This is a genomic window from Candidatus Eisenbacteria bacterium, assembly GCA_035577985.1.
Lineage (GTDB): Bacteria > Desulfobacterota > Binatia > DP-6 > DP-6 > DATJZY01.
Genome location: DATJZY010000025.1, coordinates 85,711 through 100,657 on the forward strand (window position 1 = coordinate 85,711; position 14,947 = coordinate 100,657).

At 72.4% G+C, this 14,947-nt stretch carries 11 protein-coding genes; 6 read left to right on the forward strand and 5 right to left on the reverse strand.

The features are described from left to right. Positions 1-9 precede the first annotated feature (9 nt). The 3 genes from VMS22_03670 to VMS22_03680 are packed head-to-tail and all read right to left on the reverse strand — an operon-like array spanning position 10 to position 2,072. The gene (locus VMS22_03670; GenBank protein ID HXJ33114.1) at positions 10-555 is read right to left on the reverse strand and encodes a YceI family protein; all 546 of its coding nucleotides are present in this window, start codon (positions 553-555) and stop codon (positions 10-12) included. A gap of 16 nt (positions 556-571) precedes the next feature. Then, positions 572-1,543 (reverse strand): aldo/keto reductase, encoded by a 972-nt coding sequence (locus VMS22_03675; GenBank protein ID HXJ33115.1) that lies wholly within the window; start codon positions 1,541-1,543, stop codon positions 572-574. 43 nt (positions 1,544-1,586) lie between these two features. Next, positions 1,587-2,072: a hypothetical protein gene (locus VMS22_03680; protein ID HXJ33116.1), complete on the reverse strand. Its 486-nt coding sequence runs from the start codon at positions 2,070-2,072 to the stop codon at positions 1,587-1,589. A 74-nt stretch (positions 2,073-2,146) separates the two neighbouring features. Here VMS22_03680 and VMS22_03685 point away from each other — a divergent pair, with 74 nt between their 5' ends. From VMS22_03685 to VMS22_03710, 6 genes are all read left to right on the forward strand, one after another. Continuing rightward, positions 2,147-3,637, forward strand: coding sequence for a hypothetical protein (locus VMS22_03685; protein HXJ33117.1), 1,491 nt, complete (start codon positions 2,147-2,149; stop codon positions 3,635-3,637). Positions 3,638-3,796: 159 nt separating this feature from the next. Continuing rightward, positions 3,797-4,261: a hypothetical protein gene (locus tag VMS22_03690; protein HXJ33118.1), complete on the forward strand. Its 465-nt coding sequence runs from the start codon at positions 3,797-3,799 to the stop codon at positions 4,259-4,261. Then, positions 4,258-7,626, forward strand: coding sequence for a choice-of-anchor Q domain-containing protein (locus VMS22_03695; protein HXJ33119.1), 3,369 nt, complete (start codon positions 4,258-4,260; stop codon positions 7,624-7,626). The genes VMS22_03690 and VMS22_03695 overlap by 4 nt, the downstream gene beginning before the upstream one ends. An 84-nt stretch (positions 7,627-7,710) precedes the next feature. Continuing rightward, a complete protein-coding gene (locus tag VMS22_03700; GenBank protein HXJ33120.1) occupies positions 7,711-8,577 on the forward strand; it encodes a hypothetical protein in 867 nt (288 codons plus the stop codon). 40 nt (positions 8,578-8,617) lie between these two features. Then, positions 8,618-10,702, forward strand: coding sequence for a discoidin domain-containing protein (locus tag VMS22_03705; GenBank protein ID HXJ33121.1), 2,085 nt, complete (start codon positions 8,618-8,620; stop codon positions 10,700-10,702). Next, complete coding sequence (locus VMS22_03710; GenBank protein HXJ33122.1) at positions 10,699-12,981, forward strand: hypothetical protein; 2,283 nt, start codon at positions 10,699-10,701, stop codon at positions 12,979-12,981. The genes VMS22_03705 and VMS22_03710 overlap by 4 nt, the downstream gene beginning before the upstream one ends. A gap of 238 nt (positions 12,982-13,219) precedes the next feature. Here VMS22_03710 and VMS22_03715 read toward each other — a convergent pair whose 3' ends face one another. Beyond that, positions 13,220-14,173 carry a helix-turn-helix domain-containing protein gene (locus VMS22_03715; GenBank protein ID HXJ33123.1) on the reverse strand — a complete coding sequence of 318 codons (954 nt, stop codon included), beginning with the start codon at positions 14,171-14,173 and terminating at the stop codon, positions 13,220-13,222. 46 nt (positions 14,174-14,219) lie between these two features. Next, complete coding sequence (locus VMS22_03720; GenBank protein HXJ33124.1) at positions 14,220-14,936, reverse strand: gamma-glutamyl-gamma-aminobutyrate hydrolase family protein; 717 nt, start codon at positions 14,934-14,936, stop codon at positions 14,220-14,222. Between the last annotated feature and the right edge of the window lie 11 nt (positions 14,937-14,947).

Below are 14,947 nucleotides of genomic sequence, written 5' to 3' on the forward strand. Positions count from 1 at the left end.
TTCGGCCGTTCAGGTCGCCGCCGCGCGGCGCGGATCGGGGACCGAGAGCTGCACGACGACGCCGGGCTTCACCTTGAGCGTCCCGAGCAGCGCGCTGTAGGGCTGGATGCCGAAGTCGGGCTGGTGGAGCTGGACCTCGGCCGTCCAGCGCTCTCCCGACCGCCGCAGCGGTACGGCGACCTCGCGCTCCGCGCCGTGCAGGGTCAGGCGGCCGACGACGTCGAAGCCGTCCGCGACCTCGACGACGCGCGTCGAGCGGAAGCGGATCTCCGGGTAGCGGTTGGCGTCCAGCACGTCGCGCCGGGCGTTGTCCTCGATCGTGCGGCGGTCGGCGTCGGAGAGGGTGGTCGGCGGCAGCTCGGCCCCGTCGCGCAGCACCTGCCGGACGCGGAGCGAGGCCGCATCGAAGCTCGCGTCGACCTCGCGCCGCGCCTCGTCGATCCGCAGGTCGAAGCGGGTCACCTCGAGCGCGAGGTCGTGACCGAAGCCGGAGAGCAGTCCCTCGCGGAACGTGAGGACCCGGCAGACGGCGGCCGGCGGACCGAGACGGATCATGCGCGCGTCGTTCGCCTCACCATGCGTAGGCTTCGGGCGCCTCGCCACCGGGACCCGGCCAGATCTCGTCCAGACGCCGCAGCACGCCCTCGTCGAGAACGATCTCGAGCGCCCGCAGGCTTCCGCTGAGCTGCTCCATGGTGCGGGGCCCGATGATGGGCGCGGTCACGACGGGGTTGTGGAGCGTCCACGCGAGCGCGACGTCGGCGGGCTCGTGGCCGAGCTGCCGGCAGAGCGTCTCGTAGGCTTCGATCTGCGGACGGTGCTTCTCGAGCTTCTGCGCGACCAGGTCGCGTGACCGCCGGCCCTTGCCGCGATCGCCGAGGACGCCGCCGAGGGCGCCGCTCGCGAGCGGGCTCCACGGGATGATCCCGATGCCGTACGCCCGGCAGGCCGGAACCACCTCTAGCTCGATCGTGCGCATGGTGAGGTTGTAGAGGCTCTGCTCGGAGACGAGGCCGAGAAAATTCCGGCGCGCCGCCGCCTCCGTCGCCTGCGCGATCTGCCAGCCCGCGAAGTTGCTCGATCCCACGTAGAGGACCTTGCCCTGCTGGACGAGCAGCTCCATCGCCTGCCAGACCTCGTCCCACGGCGTCTCCCGATCGATGTGGTGCATCTGGTAGAGATCGATGTGATCGGTCTTGAGGCGCCGCAGGCTGCCCTCGCACGCCTCGCGGACGTGGCGCGCGGACAGACGCTGGTCGTTCGGACCGCCGCCCATCTTCCCGTAGACCTTGGTCGCGAGGACGACCTTCTCGCGCCGCCCTCCGCCCTGCGCGAGCCAGCGGCCGATGATCTGCTCGGTGACGCCTTCGCCGGTCTTCCAGCCATAGACGTTCGCGGTGTCGAAGAAGTTGAGGCCCAGCTCGAGCGCCTTGTCCATGATCGCATGGCTGTCGGGCTCGGTGGTGTACGGCCCGAAGTTCATGGTGCCGAGGCAGAGACGGCTCACGCGCAGGCCGGTGCGACCCAGACGAGCGTAGTCCATGGCCTGCGCTTAGCGCACGCGCGCGGCCGACGATACCCCGCCGTCAGGCGGCGTCGGCGAGCGCCATGCGCGCGATGACGGGGGTCACGACCATCCCCAGCACGGCGGCGAAGAGCGCCTTGAAGGCGATGAAGCCGCCGAACGTCATCGGGCCGACGTCGGCCGCGCCCATCATCCAGGTCGCTGGGATCCCGACCACGGCGATGCACGCGATCCCGAGCAGCGTGCCGCGTCCCGCGAGGCTCGCCGGCAGCCGGCGCAGCAGCGACGGACCCGCCCAGGGGAGCGGCGGCACGCGGCCGCTGCGCACCTGGCTGCGCACGATGCGGCTCGCGATGAGGGTCGTGAAGAACGGCAGGAAGAACGTCGTTCCGATCGTGTCGCCGCCGATGCTCTGTTGGCCCCACAGCGGCACCGTCGTCGCACCGCGGAACGTCGCCCAGGCGATCGCGGCATTGAGCAGGAGGTTCACGACGCCGGCGCCGATGCCCTGGTCGAGGATCAGGTAGCGCCGGTGGGTGGGAGACATGCGGGGCATATGGCGTACCCCCGCCGCCCCTGTCCAGCGCGATCCCCTCGTGCCTTGACGGACCTCGGCGTCACGTGGACCCTGCGGCGGTGGCGGAGAATGGAGGGGTCACGGCCGTCGTGCTCGGCGGCAGCGTCGCCGGGCTCGCGACGGCCCGCCTGCTCGCGCGGCATTTCGACCGCGTGATCGTGCTCGAGCGCGACGTCCGTCCCGAGGTCGACGGACCCGAGACGGCCTTCGCATCGTGGCAGCGTCCTGGCGTTCCGCAGTTCCGCCATTCCCACGCATTCCTCGCCCGGCTGCGGCTCGTGCTCCTGGCGCACATGCCGGACGTGCTCGAGCGCCTGCGCACCGCGGGCGTGCGCGAGATCCAGCTCGCCGAGACCGTGCCGCCCGGCATGACGTGGGCGCCCGCGCCCGGCGACGACGACGTGGTGCTGCTCGCCTGTCGCCGTGCGACGTTCGAGTGGGCACTGCGCGAGAGCGTGCGCGCCCTGCCGACCGTCGAGTTGCGCGAGGGCGTCGGCGCGGCGGGTCTCACGGCGATCGGCCGCGACGGGAGCCGTCCGCAGGTGAGCGGCGTGCGTCTCGACGACGACGGCGTGCTCCCCGCAGCGCTCGTCGTCGATGCGAGCGGGCGGCGCTCGCGCGCCGTGCAGTGGCTGGAGGCACTCGGCACGGCGCGGCCACGCGAGAAGTCGAGCGACACCGGCATCCTCTACTACACGCGTTTCTACCGCCTCCTGCACGGCAAGCCGCCGACCGGCGGCACGGGGCTCGTCGCGGGCGACGTCGGCTGGGTGAAGCTGGCGATCTTCCCCGGCGACCACGGCACGTTCTCGATCACCGTCGGTCCGCCGGTCGACGACGCGGCGTTGAAGCGCCTCGGCGATCCGGAGCAGTTCGAGCGCTTCGTGGGCGCCTTCCCCACGATCGCGCCGTGGCGCGCTCCCGGCACCTCGGAGCCCATCTTCGGCCGCTCGACGCCCGTCCTCGTCATGGGCCAGCTCCGAAATCGCCTCCGCCACTTCGTCGACGACGAGGGGCCGCTCGCGCCCGGCTTCGTCGCGGTCGGCGACGCGGCCTACCACTCGAATCCGATCTACGGCCGCGGCTGTCCGTCGGCGCTCATGATGGTCGAGCTGCTCGACGAGGCGATCGGCCGCCATCCCGACGATCCGATCGCGATGGGCCGCCACTACCATGCGGCGTGCGAGACGCACGTGCGGCCGTTCTGGGACGCGGCGGTCGGATCCGATCGCCGGATGCTCGGCGAGCGCCGCCGCCTCGCGACCAACGGCCGAGCGGCGCTCGTGCAGATGGCCGAAGAGGCGTTCGCCTGGCTCTTCGACCGCGGCATCGGTCCCGCGACGCGCGTCGATCCGGTCGTCTTCCGCGGGCTCCTGCGCGTCTTCCACATGCTCGACGTGCCCGAGCAGCTCCTGCTCAACCCCGAGATCGTCCTGCGCTCGCTGCCCGTGCTGGCGCGCGTGCTGCGGGGCGACGTTCCGCCGCAGCAGTTCCCGCCGATCGGGCGCGAGCAGGTGCTCGCACGGCTCGGGTAGGCACCTGCTCGGGCTCGTTGACGGCCGTTCCCGGCCCGCGCTAGACGCCGCGGCGGGGGCGAGACTGGCATGTCGACGTATGGGCCCGTGGCCGCGCTGGCCCTCTCGACCTCCGCGGCCGTCATCCTTGCCACCGGTTGCGACCTTCGAAGCGATCGCATGCGACCGTCCGTCGGCCCCCCCGCCACGGGCCTCGGCGCGCACGTCGTTCGCACCGTCGAGGTCTCGTCGGCCCTCTCGATGCCGTCGCTGCGCGTGGTCACGCCGGAGATGCTGCGCGACGTGCTGCAACGCGCCCTCACCGACGCCGGCGCGTACGGCGCCGGCGGCCGCTACGTGCTGCACACGAAGATCGTGAGGCTCGAGGGCGGCGGATCGGGCATCGGCTTCAACCGCTACGCGCTCGTCGCGATCGACAATCGGCTCGTGGACGATCGCGATCCCGCTTGGAACTGGCACGACGAGGCGTCGGCGAGTCCGGGCATGCTCCCCATTCCCGGGCAGACGTTCGCCGGGATGGATGCGCAGCGCGAGGCGTTCGAGGCGGCGGTGAGCAACGTAGCCGGCCAGACCGCACGCGCCGTGCGTGACACGCTCGAGCGTCGATCCAAGGAGAGCCCATGACGAAACCCCTGTCGATCGCCGCGCTCTGGGTTGCCCTTCTCCTGCCGAGGCCGATCGTCGCCGCCACCATCACGGTCGCCACGACCGACGACACGAACGCGGTCGCCTGCACGCTGCGCGACGCGATCACGGCCGCCAACACCGACGCCGTGAGCGGCGCGTGCCCGGCCGGGGCCGGTGACGACACGATCGACCTCAGCGGTCTCGGCGGAACGATCCTGCTCGGAGCCGCGCTCCCCGGGATCACGACGAACATGACCCTGCGTGGTCCGGGAGCGCACGTCCTCACCATCAGCGGACAGGACAGCGTGCAGGTCTTCGTCGTGACGGGCCCGACCGTCACGATCTCCGACGTGACGATCGCGCACGGCCTCGCTGCCGGCTCTGGTCGGGGCGGCGGTGTCGAGACCCTCGCGGGCTCGGTCGCCCTCACGCTGTCGCGCGTCGTGATCACACTCTCTCAGGGCTTCAACGGCGGTGGGATCGCGAACGACGGGGGCGGAACCATGACGATCGTCGACAGCGCGATCGTCGGCAACACCACGACCGGCAACGCCGGCGCGGGCATCTTGAGCGCCCATTCTTCGACGCTCGTCCTCACCAACACGACCGTGGCCGGGAACACCAACACGGGATTGGACCGCGCGGGCGCGGGACTCCTGCTCTCTCGTGGCACGGCGACGATCACCAACTGCACCTTCGCCAACAACGTTGGCACGAGCACGGGCGGGTGGGAGATCATGAACCTGGTCCCGATGGAGGACCCCGTCGGTACCCTGCATTTGAAGAACACGATCGTCGCCAACCAGTCCGGCCACGGCTGCCTCGGGCCGATCACGTCGGGCGGCCACAACCTCTCCGACGACACGACCTGCGCGCTCGCGGGCCCCGGCGATCTCCAGGGCGTCGCCGCGGGCCTCAGCGCACTCGGCGACCACGGCGGTCCGACGCCGACTCTGGCGCTCGTCGCCGGGAGCCCGGCGATCGACGCCGGAGATGCGGCCGCGTGTCCCCCCGCCGACCAGCGCGGGGTCGGCCGGCCGGTCGACGGCGACGCCAACGGAAGGGCCGGCTGCGACATCGGCGCCTACGAGGTCGGCTGCGGCGACGGGATCCCTCCGAACAGCCGGTGCGCGCCCGACGCGAATCCATGTACCGACGACGTGTGCGACGCCCTCGGCGCGTGCCAGCATCCGACTGCCGCGACCGGAGCGCCCTGCGACGATGGGGACCACTGCACGCTCGGCGACACCTGCGCGAGCGGCGTCTGCTCGGCCGGCACGACCCCGGGGTGCCCGGCAGTGGGAAGCCTCACCTACCGCACCTGCATCACCGGCGAGCTCGAGACGGGCCCGGCGGGAACGAACGCGTGCACGCAGATCGCCGGCGCCACCTCGGTCGCCCAGCACTCGGGTCTCGACAACCTGCGATCGGTGACCGAGAGCGCGGACGGGATCTCGCTGTACGTCACGTCCGGCAACGACGACGCCGTCGCACGCTTCGACCGGGATCCCACGACCGGAGCGCTCGCGTACCAGGGGTGCATCTCGGGCGCGATCGAGACCGGCCCCACGGGCACGAGCGCCTGCGCGCAGATCCCGAGCGCCACCACGGCCGGACAGAGCTCCGGGCTCGATTTGCCGCAGGCGATCGCGCTCAGCCCGGACGGGAAGTCGCTCTACACCGCGTCCCTCACGGACGACGCGGTCGCCCGTTTCGACCGGGACACCGCGACGGGTGCCCTCACCTACCGCGACTGCCTCACCGGGAAGTCCGAGGCGAACGACACCGCCTGTACCAAGATCCCGAGCGCGAGCTCGTCGGGCATCGATTCGGGTCTCGACTCCCTGTCGGCTCTGGTGGTGAGCACGGACGGAAAGTCGCTCTACACGGTCTCGCGCGACGACGACGCCGTCGCGCGCTTCGATCGCGACACGGCGACCGGCGCCCTCACCTACCAGGGCTGCATCACCGGCGAGACCGAGAGCGGGCCCGCCGGCACGGGCGCGTGTGTGCAGATCGGGAGCGCCGCCTCGGGGGGCGCGAACTCCGGGCTCGATGACCTCTTCTCGCTGGCAGTCAGCGCGGACGGGAAGTCCCTGTACGCCGTCTCCCTATTGGACGATGGGGTCGCTCGCTTCGCCCGCGATCCGGGGGCGGGCGCCCTCGTCTACCAGGGCTGCATCAGCGGCGAGATCGAGAGCGGCCCCACCGGCACCGGCGCCTGCGCCCAGATCGGCGCCGCGGCGTCGTCGGGCGTCAACTCCGGGCTCGATGCGCTCTACGCGATCGTCGTCAGCCCCGACGACAAGTCGGTCTACACGGTCTCGCAGGAGGACGACGCCGTCGACCGCTTCGACCGCGATCCGGGAAACGGCGCGCTCACCTACCAGGGCTGCATCACCGGCGAGACCGAGAGCGGTCCGGCAATCCCGATCCCAGGCACCGGTGCGTGCGTCGAGATCGCGAGCGCCACCTCGCGCGGAACGAACTCGGGACTCGACAAGCTGCGCTCGATGGCGGCGAGCCCGGACGGGACGTCGCTCTACGTCGCCTCGCCGCAGGACGACACGATCGCGCACTTCGTGCGTGACCCCATGAGCGGTGCGCTCACCTACGAGAGCTGCATCACGGCGGAGGCAGAGACCGGCCCTACGGGGACGAACGCCTGTGCCCAGATCCCGAGCGCAACCTCGTTCGGCACGAACTCCGGCGTCGACAATCCGCAGGCATTCCTCGTGAGCCCCGTCGGGCTCCAGCTCTACACGAGCTCCGGGAACGACGCGGCCGTGGCGCGCTTCGACCGCGAGCCCGAGCCGCCGCCCACGACGACGACCACGACGCTGCCCGGGCAGGCGATCCGCGGCAAGCTCCTCCTCATCGTCGACGGCACCGACGCCAAGAAGCGCAAGATCGTCTTCAAGGCGAAGGATGCGAGCATCGACACCAGCGCGGGCAGCGGCATCGATCCGGTCACGGACGGGGCCGTGTTCCAGGTCTTCAACGATGCGGGCACGGGGGACTCGGCCTGCTTCGATCTTCCCGCGGCCGGATGGACGAGGAAGGGCAAGCCGGCCAAGCCGACGTTCCGCTATCGGGACAAGAAGTTCGCGATGGGTCCCTGCAGCCTCACGACCGTCCAGGACGCCAAGTCGCTCGTGGTCGTGTGTCAGGCGAAGGTGCGGCCGATCGACTACTCGCTCGACCAGCCCGCACAGCAGCGGGTGGGCGTGCGCTTTCGCAGCGGCGGTACCGAGTACTGCACGGTCTTCGGGGGCAAGGTCCTGAAGGACAAGCAGAAGACAAAGTTCCGGGCGAAGAACGCGCCGGCGGCGTGTCCGGCGGCGCCCGTCGCCTGTCCCTGAGCTGCGCGCAGGGCCTCGCGATCCTCACCGCGCGCCTGCCCTTTCTGCTTGCCCGCGAGGGGGATCCGGATAGGCTGTATGGAGGTGAGACGTCGCCCCGGAATCGCGCTGTCCCTCATCGCTCTCGCCGCCGTGGCTCTCGGGCCGCGGCGGGCGGCCGCCGCGCCGATCCAGCCGGCGCTGCCGGCCTACGCGATTCTCGGGGTCGCGAACGTGATGCTGCGCCCGCAGGTGCGCGTGCAGTCGGGCTCCGTCGCGTCCGCGGGCGGTGAGCTGCGCCTCGCGGCGCACGTCACCGTTTCCGGCAGCGCCGTCGCCGACGTCGTGCGCATGGGCAACGGCGCGAAGGTCGATCCGATCTTCTGTCGCCTGGTGACGGGCGCCGTGTTCGGGCGCGGCGTGGTCGGCGGCCCGTCGGTTCAGGGCGCGACCGTACCCGCGTGCCAGCCGCTCGTAGCGCCGGTCGTCGACCCGGCGCTCCTCGCGCCCGTGGCCGTGACGCCGGGAACGACGGACGTGCGCGTGCCGGCGCGCACCGGCACGGCGCCGTATCCGCCGGGCAGCTACGGGGCGATCGTCGTCGGTCCCGGCTCGCTCCTGCAGCTCGCGGGTGGCGACTTCCAGGTGAGATCCATCACGATCGCCCCCCGGGGGCGAGTCGTGTGCGCCGACCTGTGCCGCATCGGCGTGCTCGAGAGCGTCGTCCTGCGGCGGGGCGCGCAGATCGGCGCGGCGGCCCCGATGCGGGCGCACAACGCGCGCATCGACATCGCGGGCGGCTCCGACGTGCCGGTCTTCGTCGCGGGCGCGCAGAGCACCGTCGCCGCGACCATCTTCGCCCCTGCGGGCGACATCGTGCTCGGACGCGCCGGGTCGTTTCGCGGCGCGTTCGTCGGTCGTACCGTGAAGGTGAAGCCACGCGCCACCGTGCGCGGCGACAGCGCGCTCTGATCGCTTGAACCGTCGTTCCGACATGGACTAGGAGCGACCGGTGCGCGTCGGGCTCCGAGCCGTTGCCGCGGCTGCCGCCGGCTACGCGATCGTCGCGTACTGGACGTTCCGGCCGACGCCGTCCGGCCTCGCGCACACGATCCCCGCGTTCTCGGGGCTCGCCGGCGATGCGCTGTTCCATACCTGGGGGACGAACCACGTCTCCCGCACGATCCTCGTCGATCCGCTCCACCTCTTCGAAGCCGGCATCTTCCATCCGGCCAGGCACACGCTCGCCTACGGCGACCACATGATCGGCGAAGGGCTCCTCGGCCTGCCGATCTGGCTCGCGACCGGCAATCCGCTGCTCGAGTTCAACCTGCTGACGCTCGCCTCCTTCGTGCTCTGCGCGACGACGGCGTTCCGGTATCGTCGCGAGACGGGCGGCGGCCTCGCAGGCGCCGTCGCGACGGGGCTCGTGTTCTCGTTCACGCCGTTTCGGCTGAACTCGCCGATGTGGCCCCAGGTGCTGCTCACGTTCGCGATGCCGCTCGCGGTCGCCGCGTGGCTGCGCTGGGTGCAGGGCGGACGCGGGCGCGACCTCGCTGCGTGGGTCGGCTGGTGGGTCGTGCACTCGCTCATGGGCATGTACCTCGCCTTCTACTTCGCGGTCGTGATGGGGGTCCTGGCGCTCGCGGCGATCGCGATCGCGCCCGCCGGCGGCCGCGCGCGCATCGCGCGCGGAACGGTGATCGCAGGTCTCGGAACCGCCGCGCTGCTCGCGCCGACCCTGTGGCCGTACGTCGTCCTGCGGGCAACGCAGAGCCACGTCCGTACGGCAGGTCTCGGGACGCAGTGGACCTTCCTTCTGCCGGGGCCGGGGACCTTGAGCGGCACGCTCGCCGGCTTCGACGGCCGGATCGGCGACGCGATCGTGTCCTTCGGACCCGGCCTGCTCACGAGTGCGCTCGTCGCGGCCGGCCTCGTGGTCGCGCGCCGGCGTGCGGCGACGTCCTGGGAGCGGTTCGTCTGGGTCGCGAACGTGCTCGGGCTCGCGATCGCCCTCGCGATCATGTTCGTGCCGATCGAGCTGCAGCTCCGCCTGCCCGGCTTCGACATGATGCGGATGACGAACCGCGCCTTCCACGTCGGCCTCCTGTTCGCCGCCTGGTTCGCCGGGGCTGCCGTCGACGCCGTCGTCGCGCTCGGGCCGGCGCGCGTGCCGCGCGTCGCCATCGCGACGATTCTCGTGGCGTTGCTCGCCCTCGACGCCGGCGCCGCGCCGACCGAGCGCCGGCGCATGCCGGTCGCGTCGGACCTGCCGCCAATCTACGAGGCCGTCCGCGGGCTGCCCGATCGCGTGCTGTACGAGCGCACCGACGAGATCGAGGGCGCAGCGCGCGCCCTCTACTTCTCCATCTTCCACGGCAAGGCGCTGGTGAACGGGTACAGCGGCTTCACCAGCCCCGGCCCCACGTTCGCGGTCCAGCGCCTGTTCGAGTTCCCCGCCGAACCCGCGCGCGCGCTCCTCGCGACACTCGGCGTGCACGCCGTCCTCGTCCGCGACATCTCGCCCGCCGCGCTCGATCGGCGTCTGGCGGCGCTGCCCAGCACGGGTACGCAGATCGTCGCCCGCGACGGTGCCGCCGCGCTCGTGCGTGTCGACGAGCCGGCGCCGAGCCCGCCGCCGGCGGCCGTCCCGCTCGCGCGCGCGGGACGGGCGCTCAGCGCAAGCGGCAACCGGGAGGCCCTCGCCGCCCTCGAGGACGACGACCCGCGAACCGTCTGGCAGCTCGCGGTCGAGCGCGGCGCCGTCCCGTCGCTCACGATCGACCTCGGCGTCGCCCGCATGGTGGCCGGCGTGCGCTGCGTCGGCGGCTCGCTCGACTCCGTCGGCGTCTACCTCGCCGACGTCGAGACGTCGGTCGACGGCACCGAGTGGACGCCGACCGGCGCGCGCTTCGACCCCGACTCGCTCCCGGCGCTGTTCGCGCATCCGGCGGACGTCCGCTGGTGGGACGCGCGCTTCACGCCCCGTCCCGCCCGCTGGGTGCGGCTGACGAACGCCCGCCTCGGCAACCGCACCGGCACGTGGGAGCTGGCCGAGGTGGACGTGTTGACGCTCGCGGAGGGATCGTCCCGGTGACGAGGGGCGCGACCGCACGCGCCGTCGTCGTCGACTGCGCGGCGTACGTCGCGATCTTCGGGGTCCTCGCGGCGCCGTGGCTCGCCCGCGCCGCGACGGCGCTGCCGAGCGACATCGCGTCGCGCGACGCGTGGTTGATCCTCTGGGTGCTCGACTGGGGCACCCACGCGCTCGCGACGTCGCCCGCCAAGCTCTTCGACCCACCCGTCAACTATCCGGCCCTGGCGCAGCTCGCCGGCTCCGAGCACTTCCTCGCGTGGCAGATCCTCTTCGCGCCGCTGCGCGTGCTCACGGGTAGCGCCTTCGTCGCGGCGAATCTCACCGCGTGGGTGTCGTATCCCCTCGCCGCGCTCGCCATGGAGCGCTGCCTCGTCGGCTTCGGCGTCGCGCGTGCGCCCGCGTTCGCGCTGGGCTTCGTCTACGGCGTCGGATGGGGCTCCATGGGGACGCTCCACGTACTGCAGTACTCGCACGTGTGCCTGCCGCTCGTCGTCCTGGCGCTCCACGCCCTGCGCCGGCGCCCCGATCCCCCTCGCACGCTGGCCGTGTTCGGCGCGGTCGGGTTCGCCCTGTTCTCCTCGTACCACATGGCCGTCTACGTGGGGCTCGTCGCGCCCGTGTGGACCGCCGCCGAGCTCCTCCGACCGGGCCCCGGGCGCTGGCGGTTCGCCGCGCTCGCGGCCGGCGCGGGTCTCGCGGCGCTCGCGCTCCTGTTGTGGGTGTCGGGCCCCTATCTCACGCGACCCGAGACGGCGGGCGACACGGAGCTGGTGGAGAGCGAGGCGGGCACGGCGCATCTCGCGGGGGCGCCGCCGCTGCTCGTGCGGGAGTCGTCCTCGGTGCCCGAGCTCGTCGCGAGCATCGCGGGTTGCGTCGCCGGTGCGGGCCATCTCCACCCGTGCATGCGGGCGGTCGGCGAGGCGCCGTTCGCCTGGCACCTCGCGCTGCCAAACCTCGTCCTGGGCTCGCTCGCGCTGGTCGGGATCGTGAGCGCGTTCGTGGCCCGCCGCCGTCGTCTCGAGGTCGTGGCGGCGCTCGCCGTCGCGTGCCTCGGTGCGCTCGCCGTCGAACCGCTCGCGGTCCACGTGCTCGGCTTCGACGTTCCGCTGCTCGCCACCTGGCTCACGTGGACACCGGCGCGCTTCATCCGCGCGTCGTACCGCGCGCTCGTCATGACGTTCTTCGGCACGTCACTGGTCGCGGGAATCGGGCTCGACGCGGCATGGTCGCGGCTCGGCGCGCGGCGCGCCGCCGTACCGGCGCTGATCGTGTGCCTGCTCGTCGCCGTGCGGCTCGCGCCGCTGCCACCCGGCGCCGCGGCCGAACGCCGGCTCGACGGCGTGACCCGCTGGTCGCGCCTGGCACCGGCGAAGTACCTGACCACGCCCGCGCTCGACCGCGACGCGGACGCGTATCGCGCGGTCGCGGCGTTCGTCGCGCGCGAAGGGTCCGGGCCTCTTCTCGAATGGCCGAGCGGCATCGGAGATCCGGCAGCCACGGTCGCACAGATGATCCATCGCCAACCGAGCATCCGGTTCTTCACGGGCTACGTGCCGCTGCACCTCCTGCTCGTCGAGAGCTTGATCGGGCGCCTCCCGGATACGGACGCGCTCGACGACCTGGTCGACATGACCGGGCTGCGGTGGATCCTCGTCCGCCCGCCGTATCAGTGGCGCCAGCCCGCGCGGTACGCCGCCGATCTCGATCGGCTGGTGCACAGCCCGCGCGTGCGCCGCTCCCTCCTCATGGACCCGTTCATCCTGGTCGAGCTCGATCCCAGCTCGCGACACCCGGCCTGGTTCCGGGCCGTCGCGAGCGGCGTGGAGCGCGACCATACGGTCCTCGGTACCCCGGTCGTCATGGTACGAAGCGGTCGCGCGGGGGTCGTCGCCGGGGCGCGCGGCACGGTGTCCGTCGGGCGGCGGCTCCCGGTCACCGTCGAGGTCACGAACCGCGGCAGTGCCGGGTGGCCGGCGGCGCTGCCGGGGCGACCCGTCGACGGCGTGCTCACCGTGCGCCTGTTCGCGCGCTGGGTCGGGGCCGACGGTCACAGCGAGGACCTGCCGGCCGAGCGCCTGCGGCGAGACGTGCCCGCGGGCGAGACCCTGCGCCAGACAGTGATGCTGCCGGCGCCGCGCGAGCCCGGCAGCTATCGGCTCGAGGTCGGCGTCGAGCAGGTGGGCGGCGCCGACCTGTCGTCGCCGCAGAATCCGATCAGCATCCCCGTCGAGGTCGAGGCCCGCCGCGACGGCGCTGGTGCGAGCGACGAGCCGGGCTAGAGGAGACCGACCCAAGACTCCGTCTTGGGTCGGGGAGGACGCGAGTGTGGCGTCCGGGCACGCGCGACCGGCATGCCGCGGCCAGCCAAGCTGGCGCGGCAGACGAAATACGCGCGTTGCGGCGCGACGACGGCTTACGGTCGATGGGAACGATGCTCTCGCGCGCTGCGAGGGTGCCGCCGCCTTCGCCGGCCGCGGCATGCCGGTCGCCCGTACCACGAGCGCATCATTCTCGCCCCTAGGCCCGCTGGCCGCGGATCTCCCGCCACCCCTCCGCGCGGAACACGCGGGCGCGATATTCCGTCGGTGTCAGCGCCGCCAGCTCGCGGAAGTCGCGATGGAGATGCGACTGGTCGTAATAGCCGCACTCCTGCGCGACCTCGGAGAGCTCGACGGTTGCCGGATCGGCGAGGCGTCCGAGCGCGCGCTCGAAGCGCAGGATCCGCATCATGCCCTTCGGCGAGAGGCCGATCTCGCGGTGGAAGAGGTCACCCAGATAGCGCGACGACACGCCGAGGTCGCGGGCGAGCGACTCGACGCGCACCGTGCCGGAGCTGGCGCGCATGCGGTCGACGGCGGCGCGCGTCAGCGGATGGGCCGCGGGTCCGCGCAGGAGGCGCGTCGTGAGCCAACCCTCGAGGAGATCGAGCGCGACGCCGAGGTCCGGCGCCGCGAGCATGCGCTGGCGCAGCGGCTCGACCCCGGCGGGGGCGCCGAGGACCGACTCCAGGTCCGTCGTGTCGTTCGCGAGGTCCTGCTGCGGGAGCCCGCCGAAGAGCGCCCAGGCGCCGAGCGGCCGGAGCTGCGCCGCGATCGCGCGCGGGTGGCGGAGCACCGATTCCCATCCGACGGGGCGCTCCTGCAGGCCGGAGATCCACGCGGTGCGATACAAGCGGCCGCGCGCTTCGCGATCGTCGAGCAGATGCTGCGGCGTGCCGAGGTTGAACATGAGCGTCAGCTCGCCGTTCGGCAGCGCGCGATGCAGGGCGTAGGTCTCGTCGGCGTCGCCGCCCCATAGCTTCGCGACGTAACCCGAGACCGCCGGCGGCGGGTCGCGGAGCCACAGCTCCCACGCGACTTCGCCCGGCCGCTGGCGCCGCACCCGCGTGCGCGGGTGCGGCGCGAGCAGCTCCGGCAGCGGATTCCCGGATCGGTCGAGACCGACGTAGTCGCGAAGGGGGCTCGCCCCCATGCAGAGCCCATACCACGGACGCGGGCGCGACGTTCAAGAGCGCAGGTCAGCGCTCGGCGGCGTAGGACTTGCTGCGTTCGACCAGGGCGCGAAAGACGCCTACCGACGCGTCGTCGGTCTCCCAGTCGAGCTCGGGGTGCCACTGCACACCGACCACGAACGCATGCCGTTCGGACTCGACCGCCTCGACGAGCCCGTCCTCGGCCCACGCGACGGCCCGCAGCCCGTCGCCGAGCCGTCCCACCGCCTGATGGTGCACCGACTGCACCGTCACCATCGGCCGGCCGTACATCGTGGCGAGGCGGCTCTCCGGCGCGATCCGTACGTCGTGCGGGACCGGCTGCACGTCGGGCGAGCGGTGCACGACCTTGGAGCCGTAGACGTCGGGGACGTGGGCGATGAGGTCGCCGCCGAGCGCGACGTTCAGGATCTGCATGCCGCGGCAGACGCAGACGATCGGCAGATCGCGCCGCTCGAGCGCCGAGCGGGCCAGGACGAGCTCGAAGTGGTCGCGCTCGTGGCAGATGCCGTAGTTGGCCTCGTGCTCGTCGCCGCCGTACTGCTCGGGGTTGATGTCGCCGCCGCCGGGCAGGATCAAGCCGGAGACGACGTCGAGCGCCTCGGAGACCGGGCCCAGGATGGGCGGCAGCACGACCGGAACGCCGCCCGCCTTGCGAACCGCGTCGACGTACTCGCAGGGGACCGAGAACGAGAGCCGCTGTCCGCCCCGCGCGTAGCTCGAGATGCCGATGAGTGGTCGCACCACCCCTAGAG